The organism is Streptomyces sp. SID10853 (assembly GCF_010548145.1).
Taxonomy (GTDB): domain Bacteria; phylum Actinomycetota; class Actinomycetes; order Streptomycetales; family Streptomycetaceae; genus Streptomyces.
The window spans coordinates 1-16,595 of sequence record NZ_JAAGLN010000158.1 but is presented as its reverse complement, the minus strand read 5'-3'; the positions used below and the strand labels follow the sequence as shown (position 1 = coordinate 16,595).

At 72.6% G+C, this 16,595-nt stretch carries 17 protein-coding genes; 13 read left to right on the top strand and 4 right to left on the bottom strand.

Annotated elements, in window-relative coordinates:
* The 3 genes from G3I19_RS25140 to G3I19_RS25130 form a co-directional block, all read left to right on the top strand.
* A partial coding sequence (locus G3I19_RS25140; RefSeq protein WP_164265984.1) for a pseudouridine synthase occupies positions 1 to 943 on the top strand: 943 nt, incomplete at its 5' end.
* Between the two features lie 221 nt (positions 944 to 1,164).
* A complete protein-coding gene (locus G3I19_RS25135) occupies positions 1,165 to 1,902 on the top strand; it encodes an NUDIX domain-containing protein (RefSeq protein ID WP_164265983.1) in 738 nt (245 codons plus the stop codon).
* The gene (locus G3I19_RS25130) at positions 1,899 to 2,957 is read left to right on the top strand and encodes an ADP-ribosylglycohydrolase family protein (RefSeq protein WP_164265982.1); all 1,059 of its coding nucleotides are present in this window, start codon (positions 1,899 to 1,901) and stop codon (positions 2,955 to 2,957) included. Before G3I19_RS25135 ends, G3I19_RS25130 begins: the two co-directional genes overlap by 4 nt.
* Positions 2,958 to 3,087: 130 nt before the next feature.
* Here the strand turns inward: G3I19_RS25130 and G3I19_RS25125 are convergent, their stop codons facing one another.
* A complete protein-coding gene (locus G3I19_RS25125) occupies positions 3,088 to 3,798 on the bottom strand; it encodes a nucleotidyltransferase domain-containing protein (protein WP_164265981.1) in 711 nt (236 codons plus the stop codon).
* Positions 3,799 to 4,044: 246 nt separating this feature from the next.
* Here G3I19_RS25125 and aroH point away from each other — a divergent pair, with 246 nt between their 5' ends.
* The 5 genes from aroH (at position 4,045) to der (ending at position 8,503) form a co-directional block, all read left to right on the top strand.
* A complete protein-coding gene (gene aroH / locus G3I19_RS25120) occupies positions 4,045 to 4,407 on the top strand; it encodes a chorismate mutase (RefSeq protein WP_164265980.1) in 363 nt (120 codons plus the stop codon).
* Complete coding sequence (locus tag G3I19_RS25115) at positions 4,404 to 5,489, top strand: prephenate dehydrogenase (RefSeq protein ID WP_164265979.1); 1,086 nt, start codon at positions 4,404 to 4,406, stop codon at positions 5,487 to 5,489. Before aroH ends, G3I19_RS25115 begins: the two co-directional genes overlap by 4 nt.
* Positions 5,490 to 5,631: 142 nt before the next feature.
* Entirely contained in the window at positions 5,632 to 6,348 is a 717-nt protein-coding gene (gene cmk / locus G3I19_RS25110; protein WP_164265978.1) for a (d)CMP kinase, read from the top strand.
* 53 nt (positions 6,349 to 6,401) lie between these two features.
* Positions 6,402 to 6,989, top strand: a complete 588-nt coding sequence (locus G3I19_RS25105; protein WP_164265986.1) for a lysophospholipid acyltransferase family protein — start codon at positions 6,402 to 6,404, stop codon at positions 6,987 to 6,989.
* A gap of 65 nt (positions 6,990 to 7,054) precedes the next feature.
* Positions 7,055 to 8,503: a ribosome biogenesis GTPase Der gene (gene der, locus G3I19_RS25100; RefSeq protein ID WP_164265977.1), complete on the top strand. Its 1,449-nt coding sequence runs from the start codon at positions 7,055 to 7,057 to the stop codon at positions 8,501 to 8,503.
* 45 nt (positions 8,504 to 8,548) lie between these two features.
* Here der and G3I19_RS25095 read toward each other — a convergent pair whose 3' ends face one another.
* Both G3I19_RS25095 and G3I19_RS25090 read right to left on the bottom strand, forming a co-directional pair.
* Positions 8,549 to 8,887, bottom strand: coding sequence for a hypothetical protein (locus G3I19_RS25095; RefSeq protein ID WP_164265976.1), 339 nt, complete (start codon positions 8,885 to 8,887; stop codon positions 8,549 to 8,551).
* A 177-nt stretch (positions 8,888 to 9,064) separates the two neighbouring features.
* Positions 9,065 to 9,865 (bottom strand): hypothetical protein, encoded by an 801-nt coding sequence (locus tag G3I19_RS25090; protein WP_164265975.1) that lies wholly within the window; start codon positions 9,863 to 9,865, stop codon positions 9,065 to 9,067.
* Positions 9,866 to 10,053: 188 nt separating this feature from the next.
* Between G3I19_RS25090 and G3I19_RS25085 the strand changes: the two genes are divergently transcribed.
* The 4 genes from G3I19_RS25085 to G3I19_RS25070 all read left to right on the top strand — a co-directional run bounded on the left by G3I19_RS25085 (position 10,054) and on the right by G3I19_RS25070 (position 13,441).
* Entirely contained in the window at positions 10,054 to 10,629 is a 576-nt protein-coding gene (locus G3I19_RS25085; RefSeq protein WP_164265974.1) for a transglycosylase family protein, read from the top strand.
* 123 nt (positions 10,630 to 10,752) lie between these two features.
* The gene (locus tag G3I19_RS25080; RefSeq protein WP_164265973.1) at positions 10,753 to 12,036 is read left to right on the top strand and encodes a glycosyltransferase family 4 protein; all 1,284 of its coding nucleotides are present in this window, start codon (positions 10,753 to 10,755) and stop codon (positions 12,034 to 12,036) included.
* Positions 12,033 to 12,893, top strand: coding sequence for a transferase (locus G3I19_RS25075; protein WP_239074800.1), 861 nt, complete (start codon positions 12,033 to 12,035; stop codon positions 12,891 to 12,893). The genes G3I19_RS25080 and G3I19_RS25075 overlap by 4 nt, the downstream gene beginning before the upstream one ends.
* Before the next feature lie 332 nt (positions 12,894 to 13,225).
* On the top strand, positions 13,226 to 13,441 hold the full coding sequence (locus tag G3I19_RS25070; protein ID WP_164265972.1) for an I78 family peptidase inhibitor: 216 nt from the start codon (positions 13,226 to 13,228) through the stop codon (positions 13,439 to 13,441).
* A 146-nt stretch (positions 13,442 to 13,587) separates the two neighbouring features.
* Here G3I19_RS25070 and G3I19_RS25065 read toward each other — a convergent pair whose 3' ends face one another.
* The gene (locus G3I19_RS25065; RefSeq protein WP_164265971.1) at positions 13,588 to 14,619 is read right to left on the bottom strand and encodes a phosphatase PAP2 family protein; all 1,032 of its coding nucleotides are present in this window, start codon (positions 14,617 to 14,619) and stop codon (positions 13,588 to 13,590) included.
* Between the two features lie 430 nt (positions 14,620 to 15,049).
* Between G3I19_RS25065 and G3I19_RS25060 the strand changes: the two genes are divergently transcribed.
* Positions 15,050 to 16,595: MFS transporter (locus tag G3I19_RS25060; RefSeq protein ID WP_164265970.1), on the top strand; the 1,546-nt coding region annotated here is incomplete at its 3' end.

Below are 16,595 nucleotides of genomic sequence, written 5' to 3'. Positions count from 1 at the left end.
CAGGCCCGCGGGCAAGACCTCCGGCAGTCGGCGCGCGGCAGCGCGCGGCGGAGCCAAGGGCGGCCCGAAGAAGAGCCCGCAGGGCCAGCCCCCGCGCCGCGGCCCGCACGGCCAGCGTGAGACGTCGCGGCCGCGCGAGCTCGACGCGAGGATCGAGGAGCGCAACAGGGAGCGGCACAGCAAGCCGCAGGTGAAGACCCCCAAGACCTTCCCGGGCGCCGAGGAGGAGGGCGAGCGCCTGCAGAAGGTGCTGGCCAGGGCCGGGATGGGCTCGCGTCGTGCCTGCGAGGAGCTGATCGACCAGGCCAGGGTCGAGATCAACGGCGAGATCGTCATGGAGCAGGGCCGCCGGGTCCTGCCGAAGGACGAGATCAAGGTCGACGGTCTGACCGTCGCCACCCAGTCGTACCTCTTCTTCGCGCTGAACAAGCCGGCCGGTGTCGTCTCCTCGATGGAGGACCCGGACGGCCGCCAGAACCTCGGCGACTACGTCAACAACCGTGAGACGCGGCTCTTCCACGTGGGCCGTCTGGACACGGAGACCGAGGGCATCATCCTGCTCACCAACCACGGTGAGCTGGCCCACCGGCTGACCCACCCCAGGTACGGCGTGAAGAAGACCTATCTCGCCGCCATCCAGGGCCCGTTGCCGCGCGACCTCGGCAAGCGGCTCAAGGACGGCATCGAGCTGGAGGACGGCTACGCGCGCGCCGACCACTTCCGCGTCGTCGAGAACACCGGCAAGAACTACCTGGTCGAGGTGACCCTCCACGAGGGCCGCAAGCACATCGTCCGCCGGATGCTGGCCGAGGCCGGCTTCCCGGTCGAGAAGCTGGTCCGGGTCAGCTTCGGCCCGATCCCGCTGGGCGACCAGAAGTCGGGCTGGCTGCGCCGCCTCACCAACACCGAGGTCGGCATGCTGATGAAGGAAGTCGGCCTGTAACCACGGCCGCAGAGCACGTCGGACCCGGTCCCCGCTCCGTGCGGGGGCCGGGTTCTCTCTTGTCCCGGCCCGCTCCCTGCCTTGTCCGCGGCCCGCCCCCTGCTTTATAGTCATAGTGACCATAAAGAAGGCGGGTGTGCGGCCGCCCGGGCGGACCGGGCCCACGGGGGTGGACCGGATCCCGGGAGGCCGCGCACCGGCAGTGCCGGAGGGGGCCGCACATGGAGCAGGGCAGGCCCGGTGCGCCGTACGACCCCTACGCCTTCACACCGTTCGCCGTCGCCGTCGACCTGGCCGTCTTCACGGTGAGGGAGGGCGGGCTGCACGTCCTGCTGATCCGCCGCGGCGGGCCGCCGTACCTCGGCGCCTGGGCGCTCCCCGGCGGGTTCGTCCTGCCGGACGAGTCGGCCGATGAGGCCGCCAGACGCGAACTGGCCGAGGAGACCGGGCTGTCGGGGAAGACCGCGGCCGCGCTCCACCTGGAGCAGCTGCGGACGTACAGCGAGCCGGACCGCGACCCCAGGATGCGGGTCGTCTCCGTCGCGTACGCCGCGCTCGTCCCCGACCTGCCTGAGCCGCGGCACGGCGGCGACGCGGCCCACGCCCAGTGGATGCCGGCCCGCACCGGGCGGGCGCTCGCCTTCGACCACACCCGGATCCTTGCCGACGCCCACCGCCGTATCGGCGCCAGGATCGAGTACAGCTGCCTCGCCACCTCGTTCTGCCCGCCCGAGTTCACCCTCGGCGAGCTCCAGCAGGTGTACGAGACGGTCTGGGGCACCGCGCTCGACCGCCCCAACTTCCGCCGCAAGGTCCTCGCAAGCCCGGGTTTCGTCGAACCGGTGCCGGGGGCCGCGCGTCTGACGGGCGGCCGGGGCAAACCGGCCGCCCTCTACCGGGCGGGCCCCGCCACCGCCCTGCACCCACCTCTGCTGCGCCCGGAAGGACGACCCGAATGAGCCCCGCCAGCCCCGTCAGCCGTACCAGCCGTACGGACACCACCACCGGTCAGGCCGCCACCGGCGCCCTCGTCGGACTCGCCATCGGGGACGCCCTCGGCTACCCCACCGAGTTCCACGACGTCCCGTCCATCCTCGCCAGGTACGGGCCGTGGCGGGAGATGGAGCTGCCCCGCCCCGCGCTCGTCACCGACGACACCCAGATGACGCTCGCGCTGGGACGGGCCCTGCGGACCGTGATGGACCGCGGGGTGCTCGAACCGTCGGCGATGGAGCCCGCGGTCCGGCGGGAGTTCATCGACTGGTACCACTCACCGGAGAACAACCGCGCGCCCGGCAACACCTGCCTGACCGCCTGCCGGCTCCTCGACAGCGACCGCCGCTGGCAGCAGGCCAGCCAGCTGCACTCCAAGGGGTGCGGGGCCAATATGCGGGTCGCGCCGCTCGGTCTCGTACCGGGGCTGAGCACCGAACAGCGGGCGGGAGCGGCCCAGTTGCAGTCGGCGCTCACCCACGGCCACCCCACGGCGCTGGCCGCGAGCGACCTGACCGCGCACGCGGTGTTCCTGCTGGCGCAGGGCGCCGAGCCGACGGGCCTTGCGGGACAGCTGCGCTCGTACGCCATCGAGAACCGCACGCGCTACCACGAGCGGTGGCTCGGCGACCTCTGGACGTACGGGAGGGACGCGGGGGACGCGGACCCCGCCCACTTCATGGCGCGCGGCTGGGACGACTGCCTCGCCGCCCTGGACCGGCTCGTCGACGCGCTCCGCGCACCCTCGCCCGAGACGGACCCCTGCCTGGCCACGGGCGAGGGGTGGATCGCCGAGGAGGCCCTCGCCACCGGGCTGCTCTGCTTCCTGCTCTTCCCGGACGAACCGCTCCTGGCGCTGCGCAGGGCCGCCTGCACCAAGGGCGACTCGGACTCGATCGCCTGCCTGGCCGGTGCCTTCGCGGGTGCCCGCATCGGCCCCGGCGCCTGGCCGCGGGAGTGGGCGGAGCGGATCGAGCACCACGGCGAGCTGCTGGCGCTCGGCGCGCTCTGGGACGCCTGAGCGACCGGGGGCGCGCGGGAGCGGCCCGGTGATCACGGCGCGGAGCCGCCCAGGAGCCGCCCAGGAGCCGCCGGAGCGGTCACGGCGCGGGAGCGGCCGATTCATCACGGCGCGGGAGCCGCCCGGGCGGTCACCGTACGGCGGGCCGCTCCGGCCGGAGCGCCGACTCCCGGCGGGTCCTGAAGAGGAAGTCCTCGACCCGGGCGGTGTCCGGTTCCGGCGGCAGCGGGGTGCGGGCGGCGGCCTCCGCCGCCTCATCGGCCAGTCGGGACATCCACCGCTCCACCTCCGGCCAGCCCACCTCACCCCGCCGGACGGCGAGCAGCGGCTCCCGGGCCTCGCCGACATCGGTCACCAGCTCGCCGGTGCGCAGCAGATCGCGGCAGGAGGCCAGCAGCCGCAGCAGATGCATGGCGTGCTTCCAGCGCGGGGCGCCGTACTGCCGTACGTCCGCCGCCAGTTTCCTGTGCTGGCCCATCGCGTACCGGGTGAAGGTGCGGTGGACGGCGCGGGAGAGGAACGCGGCACGCAGGGACAGGAGTTCACGGCCCGTGGCGTCGATGTGCTCGACGATCGGGGAGTGCAGACACTCCAGGATGTTGGGGTTGGCGCGCAGCGCCAGCTCGCAGAAGCGCTCCAGCTCCCAGGAGAACTGCTCGTCCGCCGGGCCCTCCACATGGGTCGGCGGCTTCCCGAAGCCCCAGAACAGCGGGGTCGGCGCGAGGAAGATCCCGCGGCGGTCGGTGTCGCTGGCGCCGGTGGCCAGACCGAAGGCGCGTGAGCCTGTCACACAGGAGTAGACGGTGTGGTCACGGACCAGATCGCCGGGGGTGAGCCGCATGGCGAGAGGCTACGCCAGGCGCGCGCCCGTCCGCCCCCGTGCGTCCGTCCGCAGGGCCTGCCCGTCAGCCTCTTCCCCCCGTTCCGTGCCCGTCGGCCTCTTCCCCTCCCTGCCCGACCGTCCCTCCGCGCCCCTCCCGTCTCGCAGGACGGGCGCGGAGGCCGGATGCCGGTACGGCTGACTACTCTGGTCGGAGCCGGTGCGGCAGACGCGCGGCGGACGTTTCACAAGGGCGAGGAGCAGGACGTGGCGGTACGAGCGGTCAGGGGAGCCGTCCAGCTGGAGCGGGACGAGGCCGGACACCTGGAGGAGCAGGTCGCCGCCCTCCTCACGGCCATCCTGGAGCGCAACGGCCTCACCGCCGACGACCTGATCAGTATCTGGTTCACCGCCACCCCGGACCTGCACAGCGCCTTCCCCGCGGCTGCCGCGCGCGGTCTCGGCATCGTGGACGTCCCGCTGATCTGTGCCCAGGAACTGGACATCGCCGGGGCCATGCCGCGCGTCGTGCGGATCCTCGCGCACATCGAGAGCGAACTGCCCAAGCCCGAGATCACCCACGTCTACCTCGGCGCCGCAGGCGCCCTGCGCAAGGACATCGCCCAGTGAGAACCGCCGTCGTCATCGGAACCGGCCTGGTCGGCACCTCGGCGGCCCTCGCCCTCGCCGGCCGCGGGGTCGACGTCCACCTCGTCGACCGCGACGAGGCCCAGGCCCGTACGGCCGCCGCGCTCGGCGCCGGGACCGACGAACCGCTCGAAGGCCGGGCCGACCTCGCGATCATCGCCGTGCCGCCCGCCCATGTGGCCGCGACCCTGGCCGACGCGATGCGCCGCGGCGTCGCCCGCGCCTACCTCGACGTGGCCAGCGTGAAGAGCGGGCCGCGCCGCGAGCTGGAGGCGATGGGCTGCGACCTGGCCCCGTACATCGGTACGCACCCGATGGCGGGCAAGGAACGCTCGGGCCCGCTGGCCGCGACCGCCGACCTCTTCGAGGGACGCCCCTGGGTGCTCACCCCGACCCGGGACACCGAGACCGAGGTGCTCAACCTGGCGCTCGAGCTGGTGGCGCTCTGCCGGGCGGTGCCCGTGGTGATGGACGCCGAGGCGCACGACCGGGCCGTGGCCATGGTCTCGCACACCCCGCAGCTGATCTCCTCGATGGTCGCGGCCCGCCTTGAGCAGGCGGACGAGACGGTCGTACGGCTCTGCGGCCAGGGCATCAGGGACGTCACCAGGATCGCCGCGTCGGACCCCCGGATGTGGGTGGAGATCCTCTCGGCCAACCCCGGTCCTGTGGCGGACGTCCTGACGGGGGTCGCCGAGGACCTGGACGAGACGGTACGGGCGCTGCGTGCCCTGGAGTCGGCCGACGAGGAGAAGCGGCACACCGGGGTCGCGGGCATCGAGGACGTACTGAAGCGGGGCAACGCGGGCCGGGTCCGGGTGCCGGGCAAGCACGGTGCCGCACCGGCCGCCTACGAGATCGTGGCGGTGCTCATCAGCGACCAGCCGGGCGAGCTGGCCAGGATCTTCGCGGACGCCGGCCGGGCCGGGGTCAACATCGAGGACGTACGGATCGAACACGCGACGGGACAGCAGGCCGGACTGGTCCAGCTGATGGTGGAGCCGAGCGCGGCCCCCGTACTGGCCGCGTCGCTCCAGGAGCACGGCTGGTCGCTGCGCCAGTAACGGGCCCGCCCACGGTCGCGGGCGCCCGCGCGCGTGCGGGCCGGGCGCCGCCGCCGGACGGCGTAACGGGACGGTCGCCCCAGCCAGTAACCTTGTGCGGGGCGCACCGGCGTCCCGCACATACCGCCCGTGAAGCAGGAAGGTGTCCGTCACCGTGGAAACCGCCGCCCGGAACACCCCGGCAGCAGTGATTGTCGCCATCGACGGCCCCTCCGGCACGGGCAAGTCCAGCACGTCGAAGGCGGTCGCCGCCAAGCTCGGGCTGAGCTACCTGGACACCGGAGCCCAGTACCGGGCGATCACCTGGTGGATGATCGCCAACGGCGTCGACGTACAGGACGCGGCCGCCGTCGCGAACGCGTCGGCCAAGCCCTCCATCGTCTCGGGCACCGACCCGGCCGCCCCGACCATCACGGTCGACGGCGCCGACGCGTCGGGCCCCATCCGCACCCAGGAGGTCACCGCCAAGGTCAGCGCGGTGAGCGCGGTCCCCGAGGTGCGGACCCGGATCACGGAGCTCCAGCGGGACATCGCGGCCGCGGCCGAGGGCGGCATCGTCGTCGAGGGCCGCGACATAGGGACGACCGTCCTCCCGGACGCGGACCTCAAGGTCTTCCTGACCGCTTCCCCCGAGGCCAGGGCCGCCCGGCGCAGCGGCGAACTCAAGGGCAGCCAGGCCGCCGGCCTCGCCGCCACCAGGGACGCCCTCGTCAAGCGGGACGCGGCCGACTCCAGCCGTAAGACGTCGCCCCTCGCCAAGGCGGCCGACGCGGTCGAGGTGGACACCACGGAACTGACCCTTCAGCAGGTCATCGAGTGCGTCGTCACCCTCGTCGAGGAGAAGCGGGCCGCCAGGTGACCCCACCCGGGCCACGCGGTGCCGCGGTCGGGCGTGGCATCGGCATCGGGCTGATGTACGGCCTGTGGCGGCCCCGCGTCCTCGGCGCGTGGCGGGTCCCGGCGAGCGGTCCGGTCATCCTGGCCGTGAACCACTCGCACAACATCGACGGACCCATGCTGATGGGAACCGCGCCGCGGCCGGTGCATTTCCTGATCAAGAAAGAGGCGTTCGCCGGTCCGCTCGACCCGTTCCTGCGCGGAATCGGGCAGTTGAAAGTGGACCGTGCGATCGCCGACAGGGCAGCGGTCACCGATGCGCTCGGGGTGCTGTCCGGCGGGGGAGTCCTCGGGATATTCCCCGAGGGCACCAGGGGCGAGGGCGACTTCGCCTCGCTGCGCGCGGGACTCGCGTACTTCGCGCTGCGGGCGGGGGCGCCGATCGTCCCGGTGGCGGTCCTGGGCAGTACCGGACGCGGCGGACGCCTCATCAGGGCACTGCCGCCGCTGCGCAGCAGGGTCGACGTGGTGTTCGGCGGCCCCTTCGACGCGGGAGACGGCAGCGGACGGCGTACGCGCAAGGCGCTGGACGAGGCCACCGCGAGGATCCAGCAGCGGCTCACCGCCCACCTGGAAAGTGCCAGGCGCCTCACCGGGCGCTGAGTGAGACTTGAGTAGTGGACCGCGCAACCGCGGTCCATCGATGACGCAACAGAGGAACGGACTTCATGAACGACCAGCACGACCACGGAGCACTCGGCGACGCCGAGTACGCGGAGTTCATGGAGCTCGCCGCGGAAGAGGGCTTCGACGTCGAAGACGTCGAAGGCGCTCTTGAGGAGGCCGCACACGGCCCCCTGCCCGTCCTCGCCGTCGTCGGCCGGCCGAATGTCGGCAAGTCGACCCTGGTGAACCGCATCATCGGCCGCCGTGAGGCGGTCGTCCAGGACAAGCCGGGTGTCACCCGCGACCGTGTGACCTACGAGGCGGAGTGGGCAGGACGCCGCTTCAAGGTCGTCGACACCGGCGGCTGGGAGCAGGACGTCCTGGGCCTCGACGCCTCGGTCGCCGCCCAGGCCGAGTACGCCATCGAGGCGTCCGACGCCGTGGTCTTCGTGGTCGACTCGACGGTCGGCGCGACCGACACCGACGAGGCCGTCGTGAAGCTGCTGCGCCGGTCGGGCAAGCCCGTGGTGCTCTGCGCCAACAAGGTCGACGGGCAGAGCGGCGAGGCCGACGCCAGCACGCTCTGGTCGCTCGGGCTCGGCGAGCCGCACCCCGTCTCCTCGCTGCACGGCCGCGGCACCGGCGACATGCTGGACGCCGTACTCGAAGCGCTTCCCGAGGCACCGTCGCAGACCTTCGGGAACACGGTCGGCGGCCCGCGCAGGATCGCGCTCATCGGCCGTCCGAACGTCGGCAAGTCCTCGCTGCTCAACAAGGTCGCGAACGAGGACCGTGTCGTCGTCAACGAGATGGCCGGCACCACCCGTGACCCGGTCGACGAGCTGATCAAGCTCGGCGGCATCGTCTGGAAGTTCATCGACACGGCGGGCATCCGCCGCCGGGTGCACCTCCAGGAGGGCGCGGACTACTACGCGTCGCTGCGTACCGCGGCCGCCGTCGAGAAGGCCGAGGTCGCCGTCGTCCTGATCGACGCCACCGAGTCCATCAGCGTCCAGGACCAGCGCATCATCACCATGGCCGTCGAGGCGGGCCGGGCGATGGTCATCGCGTTCAACAAGTGGGACAACCTCGACGAGGAGCGCCGCTACTACCTGGAGCGGGAGATCGAGACCGAGCTCGGCCAGGTCGCGTGGGCGCCCCGGGTGAACGTCTCCGCCCGCACCGGGCGCCACATGGAGAAGCTGGTCCCGGCGATCGAGACGGCCATCAAGGGCTGGGAGACCCGGATCCCGACCGGCCGGCTCAACGCCTTCCTCGGTGAGATCGTCGCCGCGCACCCGCACCCGGTCCGCGGCGGCAAGCAGCCGCGCATTCTCTTCGGTACGCAGGCCGGCACGATGCCGCCGCGCTTCGTGCTCTTCGCGTCCGGCTTCCTGGAGGCCGGTTACCGGCGCTTCATCGAGCGCAGGCTCCGTGAGGAGTTCGGCTTCGACGGCACACCGATCCACATCTCGGTCCGGGTGCGCGAGAAGCGCGGCCGCAAGAAGTAGCCGTTGTGCGGGCCCGGTCCCGGCCCGCACAACAACCCGCAGCTGTCACAGACCCCTGCGCGGGCCCGGCGGCAGCGCGGGCCGTGCGTGGCTGCCGTTGTGCTGGCGCTGCCAGCCCCCGGGGTTCTCCGGCGGGCGCTGCGCGCCGCCGCCCGTGTGCATCCCGTTCCCGTGCATGCCGCTGCCGTGCGGTCCGGCGCCATGCGTCCCGGGGCCGTGCGGTCCTGTTCCGTGCATACCGGTGCCGAACGCGGTGAAGCCCGTGTGCTCCTCGTTGTTCCGGTCGCCGGGGAGCGTACGGAACGATCTGCGGTACTCGGAGTAGAGCGCGTCGTAGATCGGTGTGGCGGAACGGTTCCCCGACGGGTCCTGCGACGGGCGCATCGCGGGGATCGGAGTCTGGTACGGCTGGCGGCTCGGCTCATAGGGGTGCACACAAGGTCAACGACCCCCGGGCCCATCGGATGCGGGCGCTAAGTATGGATTTTTCCGTGCATACATGCTGATACCCCCCGGACCGGACAGGGTCTGGGGGGTATCGGCGTCCGGCGTCCGGTTCTCTCAGGTGCCGGCCAGCGGCAGAGCGGCGGCCACCAGCGCGCCCCGCATCGCCGCCCGCTCCAGGGCGTCCCGCAGCAGGTCCTCGCGGCCCTGCTGGCCGATCGACCCCGCGGGCGCCGCGAAGACCAGCACCGTGTGCGACTTGTTGGCCGCCGTGCGCCAGCCGTCCGTGACATGCAGCGGCTGGTGCGCCTGCCACCAGGAGACCGGGCTGCCGCCACCCGTACCCGGCTGCAGGATGGCGTGCAGCTGTCCCATGGCGAGCAGCACGGACCAGCCCGGCAGCGCGCCGGGCACCTGCTCAAGACCGGTGACGGGCAGGAACCCCTGCTCGGTCAGGAGCTGCAGGAAGTCGTCGCCGGTGCCGGTGGAGCCGGGGCGGACCACCGGGGCGGTCGGTTCGACGACCAGCGCCGGGTGGAGGTCGCCCTGGATCAGTACGAGTCCGCTGGTGATGCCGAGCACGGCCTGCTCGGGGGCCGCGGCGACCGGGGGGGCCGGCGGGGCCTGCTGTGCGTCGGCGCCCTCGCCCGTGATGCTCCGTACGGCGCCCTGGAGCTGCGTCTCGGAGACCTTGACGACCTGTGAGGGGATGCAGGTGGCGTGGGCGAAGGCGAGCACGGCGGTCTCGTCGCCGACGAACAGCACCGTGCTGGTGCGCTCCTGCTCGGAGTCGCCGGGGGTGCGGCAGGAGGTGCAGTCGTAGCTGCCCGGGGCGTTGTCCCCGGCGAGCAGGAGATCGGCTTCTTCGTCGCCGATCTCGGCACGTACGTCCTGGCTGACGTCGAGCATGCGCGGCACGGATGGCTCCTCGAACTCGGTGCGTACGCCGGGCAGTTCCCGGCCAACAAGAGAACAACGGGAGACCGGCTTGTGGAGTCACGCGTAAAGGCGGACGGAAATGGACGCGGTCGGCCGACCGGGTGGGGCGGCCGTCGTCCGCCGCGCGGCACGATCATCATCTGATCCGCTCTGTCTAGCGTGGCCGGATGCCGACCCCGCGTATGTGGCCCGCCGCCCTGCTGGCCCTGCTGATCGCCCTGGCGCCGTCCGGCGCGCAGGCCGAGCCCCGGCCCGCCGCCGCTGCCCGCGCCGGGACCTCCGGCTCCGAGCCGCTGCCCTGCACCGGCGACCAGCGGCCGTGGGGGTGCATCGCCGACTGCGAGAGCGGCGGCCACTGGGACGCCAACACCGGCAACTCCTTCTACGGCGGGCTCCAGATCCTCCAGTCGACCTGGGCCGAGAACGGCGGCCTCGCCTACGCCCCGCGGGCCGACCTGGCCACCCGTGAGCAGCAGATCACCGTCGCGGAGCGGATTCTGGCCACCCAGGGCTGGCAGGCGTGGCCGGTCTGCTCCAAGCGGTACGGCTTCGGCGAGTCCGCGGACCGGGTCCATGTCGTGGCGCCGGGCGAGACCCTCAGCTCCGTCGCCAGGCGCTACCGGGTCAAGGGCGGCTGGTCCGCGCTCTACCGGACCAACGCGCGTGCCGTCGGGGCGCACCCCGACAAGCTCGCCGTCGGCACCCGGCTGACGCTTCCGGCCACGGCCCGGGGCACCGCCTGAGCGGCCCGCGGCCGCCGAGTAGAGTCCCTTCGCACGGCAGTCACGGGGGGATCCGGGACACCGGGGGTGCCGGAGGGCCGCGGCCCCGGGCACAGGCGGCGACGCGGGGGACACGACGGCTACATGCACATCACTTTCATGCTCCACAACGCCTATGGCATCGGCGGCACGATCCGGACCACCTTCACACTGGCCGGCACGCTGGCCGAGCAGCACGACGTGGAGATCGTGTCCGTCTTCCGCCACCTCGACCGTCCGACGCTCGGCGCACCCGGCAACGTACGGATGAGCCACCTCGTCGACATGCGCAAGGACAGCGAGGGTTTCGCCGGGAACGATCCGGACCATGCGCGGCCTGCCACCGTCTTCCCCCGGGGCGACCACCGCCACCGCCAGTACAGCCGGCTCACGGACACCCGGATCGCCGGATATCTGAAGTCCCTGGAGGCCGACGTGATCGTCGGCACCCGTCCGGGGCTCAATGTGCAGATCGCCCGGCAGGCGCGGCGCGGCCCGGTCCGGGTCGGCCAGGAACACCTCACGCTCGACAGCCACAAGGCCCTGCTGCGCCGCGAGATCGGTCACCACTACGGCCTGCTGGACGCGGTCACCACCGTCTCCGAGGCCGACGCACACGCCTACCGCACCCGGCTCGCCCTCCCCGGGCTGCGGATCGAGGCCATTCCCAACAGCGTTCCCGAGCCGCGGCTCCCCGGCTCGGACACCACGGCGAAGTGGGTCGTGGCCGCGGGCCGGCTGACCGAGACGAAGCGGTTCGACCTGCTGATCAGGGCCTTCGGGCAGGTGGTGGCGGTCCGCCCGGACTGGCGGCTGCGGATTTACGGCGCGGGCGACGCCAGCGGCAACGAGAAGGGCGCGCTGCGGGCCCTGATCGACGAACTGGGGCTCTACAACCACGTCTTCCTGATGGGCCCGGCCAACCCCATCGAGGCGGAGTGGGTGAAGGGCTCGGTCGCCGCCGTCACCTCGCGTCTGGAGTCCTTCGGCATGTCCCTCGTCGAGGCGATGCGTTCGGGTCTGCCTGCGGTCTCCACCGACTGCCCGCACGGACCCCGCGAAATCATCACGGACGGCGTCGACGGACTGCTGGTGCCCGTCGGTGACACCGGGGCCATCGCTTCGGCCCTGCTCGCACTGATCGAGGACGACACCGGGCGGGCCAGGATGGGAAAGGCCGCGCGCGACAACGCGGCGCGCTTCGACCCCGCGCCGGTCGCCGCACGCCACGAAGCGCTCTTCACGGAACTGGCCGCCCGGCACGGCGGCGGACCGCCCCGGAGCGCACTGGGCGAAGGGCTGCTGCGCGCCCGTGGCACGGCCGGGAGCAAGGCGTACGGACTGCGGCACCGGATCTCCGGTGCGGTGCGAAGGAGGAGGGCCGGATGAGGGAGACGGAGGAGGGCCGCGTGACGGGGACGAGCGAGGGCCGGCTGCCGTACGCGGTCGACTGCACGGCCCGCGCCGACGGCGCCATCGCCTTCACTGTCACGGCGGCCGGCCCGGCCGGGCTCGTACTGCAGCGGCGCAAGTCCGGCGACCGGGTCCGGCTGGCGCTCACCCCGTCGCCGGACGGGCGGCCGGGTGCGGTGCTGGACGCGGCGGCCGGGCTCCGCGAGGGGCGCTGGGACGTCTTCACGGAGGGCCCTGCCGGTGAGCAGCGCGCCGAGCCGGGACTCAGGGACCTGCGGGAGCTGGTCGACCGCACACCGGATCCCGCGGCCACGACCGTTGCCGTTCGGATCCCGTACCGCACGGCCGACGGTCTGCTCGCCGTCCGCAGCTGGTCCCGCGCACCGCACGCGGAAGCCGGCGCGCTCACGGTGCGGGGCGGCGGGCTGACCGTCGAGGGGCGGCTGTACGGCGCTGAGCCCGGCCCGGACGCGGTGGTCGAGGCGAGGCTGCGCGGCGTCCCGGGAGAGGTGCACCGGGAGCCTGTGCGGACCGGCGGCGACAAGACGTTCAGCTGCACGCTGCCCTGCCGGGCGCTGGCCGGCGGGGCCGGGGCGGAGGGAGCCGGGGGAGCGGCCCGGATCTGGGACCTCTGGCTGCTGCCAGGGGGGCCGACCGCGGGCGGTCCCGCGGCCCGGATCAGCCGGATCCTCGACGACATCGCCGACCGCAAGTCCGTCTTCGTCTATCCCGGTTCGCCGTGCGGCGACGGCGCGGAGCGGGCTGCCACAGCTACGCCGTACTACACCGTGGACAACGACCTCAGCGTGCGGTGCGACCCGCCGAAGGGCTGAGGAGCGGGGCATCCGCGCGGTGCGGATTCTGTAGGGAATTCGTGAACCAGCCGCGTTCCTGCTATTTTTCTCCCGCTCTAATCGCCGGGGAATTCGGGGGTCCGTGAGGGGCCAGGCGCCGGGGTAATTCCGGGGCGGTAATTACCCCGCAGTTCACCTTCCGTACAATGCCGATTCGACATGAGCGGAACACCCCTTCGGGTGACGGAGCGCGGCCGAACAGGTGTCGTGGTGCTGTGACAGAAGTGTGACAGCGCACAGCCGCCGACGCGGTCCCGGCACCGGTGCCTCCGGCCTTCCGTCGCCCCGGCCCGGGGCCTACGGTGGGTGTCATGGCACCCATTCCGACCCCTCCCGTACAGCCCGACGACGCCCCCGACAGCTATGTGGGCCTCGACGAGGAGCAAGCAGGGCGGCTGGCCAGGGAACGTGGCTGGTCCACCGTGCGGGCGCTGCCCACGGGCACGGTCATCACCATGGAGTTCCAGTCGGGCCGGCTCAACTTCGAGGTCGACGGGGGGAAGGTCGTCCGCTGCTGGCCGGGCTGATCCGGTGTCCGCGGCCGCGGCAGGCCCCGGACCCGCTGTACGCGGTACGTACGAAGGCCCCGGCCGGGGTGTGATCCCCGGCCGGGGCCTTCGTGCTGCGGGGGAAGTCTGCGCGTACCGCCTCCGTGGTCGGGTGGAGTCAGGAGTCAGGTGGAGCCGCCCGGCACCGGGCGGGTCTGCCCGGTGCGCGGGGTGCGGTCGGCGTGCGGGGGGCGACGGCTGCCGGCCGGTGTGACGGGGGTGCGCTCCGAACGCGGACCGTGCGCCCGCTGGAGCGAGGTGGGGTGTGTGCTGTTCCTGGGGGCGGTGGCGGAGCGCCCGGCGATCCCCACCGGCTCCAGCGGCTGGCTCTCCTCGTCGGAGCCCTCGGCGCGCGGGTGGCCGTGCGGGAAGAGCGCAGGCTGGACGTCGACCGGTACGGGCGCCGGTGCGGCGGACCTGCGGCGGGAGTCGCGCAGCCTCTCGCGCACCGCGAAGACCGCGGTCTCGGTACGGCCGATCAGCGGCTCGAACCAGGGCAGGGCGAGCAGGACCAGCAGGCCGGCGGCCCAGCCGAGCAGCACATCGCTCAGCCAGTGCGTGCCGAGGTAGACCGTGGTGGCTCCGACCCCCAGGGCCAGCGCGGACGAGCCCACCGACAGCCAGCGCCTGGCCAGCGGGGTGGTCGCCAGATAGGCGAGGATTCCCCAGGTCACGACCGCGTTGGCGGTGTGTCCCGAAGGAAATATATCGCCGCCGGCGAAGAGCTCGGCCGATCCGATCTGGGTGGCGTAGTGCGGGCCGAGCCGGCCGAGGCCGAGCTTGACCGCGCCCACCGTGATGTTCAGCAGCAGCAGGGCCGCGCCGAGGGTCAGCAGGGGTCTGAGGGTGTGCTGCCGCCAGGAGCGCCAGCCGAGCCACGCCGCGACCATCACCGCGGTGGGGCCGCGCTGGCCGAGCACCACGAAGTAGTCGAGGAAGGCATGCAGCTGCGGCCACTGCTGGTACGGCCGGAAGAGCATGACCTTCCAGTCCAGCTCCACGAGCCAGGACGTCGACAGCACGGCGATGACGATGGCCAGGTAGAAGGCCAGCGTCGAGCCGAGCAGGGCGACCCGGGTCCGGCTCATCCGCGGGATCTCTAGCTTCGGCGGTTCCGGCTCCCGGTCCAGGCGGGCAAAGATTCGGTCGATACGCACTCAATCGACGTTACAGCGGGTGAGTGACAAGGCCGGCCGATCCGGTCTCTTTGTGATGACGATGTGATGTGGACTATGTCTCAGCGGCTTGTTTATTCCAACGGAATGTCGAATAGCGGTTCGTGGGTCTCGTTATATGCAAGAAGGCCCTTACGCTCGTGTTATCGGCCCTCTGGTAAAGACTTTCGAGGTATGCACTCGGTATTTCTCCCCGGCCGCCGCAGCCGCACCGCACCCCGCACAAGATCGTTTGCGCGGGTGGCTCCACGGCGCGGACCCGTGCCCGGGGAGGTGAGATGGGCCACGTGACAGTCGCGAGGTCTCGCGTACTCTGACGGCTCACTCGCCCGTCGAAGCCGGGCCCGGAGGGCCATCGGTTCCCCGCGGGTCCGCCGAGCGCGAGGGACACACCGCTGTGGGAGGTACGCGCATGTCAGGGACGTCCGCGACCGGCAGGCGCCCGGCCGTCGCAGCCGGCGCCAACCGCTGGGTCGTGCTCGTCGTCCTGTGCGTCAGCCTGCTGCTGGTCGCGCTCGACGCGACCGTCCTGCATGTCGCGGTCCCCGCGGTCACCGAGGACCTGCGCCCCGGCGCGATCCAGCTGCTCTGGATCGTCGACGCCTATCCGCTGGTCTGTGCCTCGCTGCTGATCCTCTTCGGCACACTCGGCGACCGGGTGGGCCGCCGCCGCATCCTGCTGATCGGTTACGCCCTGTTCGGGGTGGCGTCGGCCGTCGCGGCCTTCGCCCCCACTCCCGAGCTCCTGATCGGCGCCCGCGCCCTGCTCGGGGTCGGCGGCGCCATGATCATGCCGGCGACCCTGTCGGTCCTGCGGGACGTCTTTCCCGACCGCCGGGAACGCGCCGTGGCCATCGGCGTCTGGACCGCGGTCGCCGCGGTCGGCGCCGCCATCGGCCCGGTCCTCGGCGGATTCCTCGTGGAGCACTTCTGGTGGGGCTCGGTCTTCCTGATCAACCTCCCGCTGATGGCGGTGCTGCTGCCGCTCTCCCGCTGGGTGCTGCCCGAGTCGCGCGGCAGCGCGGACGGCCCGTGGGACGTGCTCGGTGCGCTGATGGCCGCCGCCGGAGTGCTGGGCGTGGTCCTCGGTGTGAAGCGCATCGGCGGCGGCGAAGGGGCACTCGGCCCCGCCACGCTCGTACCGCTGGTGGCCGGAGCCGTGCTGCTGGTGCTCTTCGTGCGGCGGCAGCGGAGCCGGGAACATCCGCTCATCGACATCCGGATGTTCTCCCGGCCCACCTTCACCACGGCGGTCGGCTGCATCGTCCTGGCCATGCTGGCCCTGGTCGGCCTGGAGCTGATCGCCGTCCAGTACCTCCAGCTGGTGCTCGGCCTCAGCCCGCTCGCGACCGGTCTGCGGCTGCTCCCGCTCACCTTCGCCGCCATCACCGCGGGGGCGATGGGCTCCTCCGTCCTGCGCCGCGTCGGACCGCGCCGGATGGTCGGCTCCGGGTTCGTGCTGACCGCGGTCGCCGTGCTCTGCCTGGTCAGAATGGGAGCCCACGACGATCCGCCGCTGCTGACCGTCTCCTTCGTCCTGCTCGGCTTCGGGCTTCAGGCCACGCTCTTCGGGGCGTACGAGTCGATGCTCAGCGAGGCGCCCGCCGACCGGGCGGGCGGCGCCGCGGCGATCGGCGAGACCTCGTACCAGCTGGGCGCGGGGATGGGCATAGCGCTCCTCGGCAGTGTCATGAACGCCGCCTACGGCCCGTCGCTCCGCTCGGTGCACGGGGTCCCCGCGACGGCGAGCCACCAGGCCGCCAACTCGCTGGGGGAGGCGTACGAGGTGTCCGCCCGGCTCGGCGGCCCCGCCGGGGCCGCGCTGCGCAGGGCCGCCAGGGACGCCTTCGTCCATGGGCTGCATGTCACCCTGCTGGTCAGCGCCGGGCTGCTGCTGCTCGGCGCCGTCGCCGCGCTGCGGCTGCCCCGGGTGATGGAGTGCGCGGCCCCGCCCGGGG

Excerpts from the sequence above, each read along its gene's own strand:
- G3I19_RS25080 (WP_164265973.1), top strand. The coding sequence starts at position 10,753 with ATGCACATCACTTTCATGCTCCACAACGCCTATGGCATCGGCGGCACG.
- G3I19_RS25095 (WP_164265976.1), bottom strand. The coding sequence starts at position 8,887 with ATGCGCCCGTCGCAGGACCCGTCGGGGAACCGTTCCGCCACACCGATC.
- der (WP_164265977.1), top strand. The coding sequence starts at position 7,055 with ATGAACGACCAGCACGACCACGGAGCACTCGGCGACGCCGAGTACGCG.
- G3I19_RS25135 (WP_164265983.1), top strand. The coding sequence starts at position 1,165 with ATGGAGCAGGGCAGGCCCGGTGCGCCGTACGACCCCTACGCCTTCACA.
- G3I19_RS25105 (WP_164265986.1), top strand. The coding sequence starts at position 6,402 with ATGTACGGCCTGTGGCGGCCCCGCGTCCTCGGCGCGTGGCGGGTCCCG.
- G3I19_RS25125 (WP_164265981.1), bottom strand. The coding sequence starts at position 3,798 with ATGCGGCTCACCCCCGGCGATCTGGTCCGTGACCACACCGTCTACTCC.
- G3I19_RS25075 (WP_239074800.1), top strand. The coding sequence starts at position 12,033 with ATGAGGGAGACGGAGGAGGGCCGCGTGACGGGGACGAGCGAGGGCCGG.
- G3I19_RS25070 (WP_164265972.1), top strand. The coding sequence starts at position 13,226 with ATGGCACCCATTCCGACCCCTCCCGTACAGCCCGACGACGCCCCCGAC.
- G3I19_RS25085 (WP_164265974.1), top strand. The coding sequence starts at position 10,054 with ATGCCGACCCCGCGTATGTGGCCCGCCGCCCTGCTGGCCCTGCTGATC.
- G3I19_RS25130 (WP_164265982.1), top strand. The coding sequence starts at position 1,899 with ATGAGCCCCGCCAGCCCCGTCAGCCGTACCAGCCGTACGGACACCACC.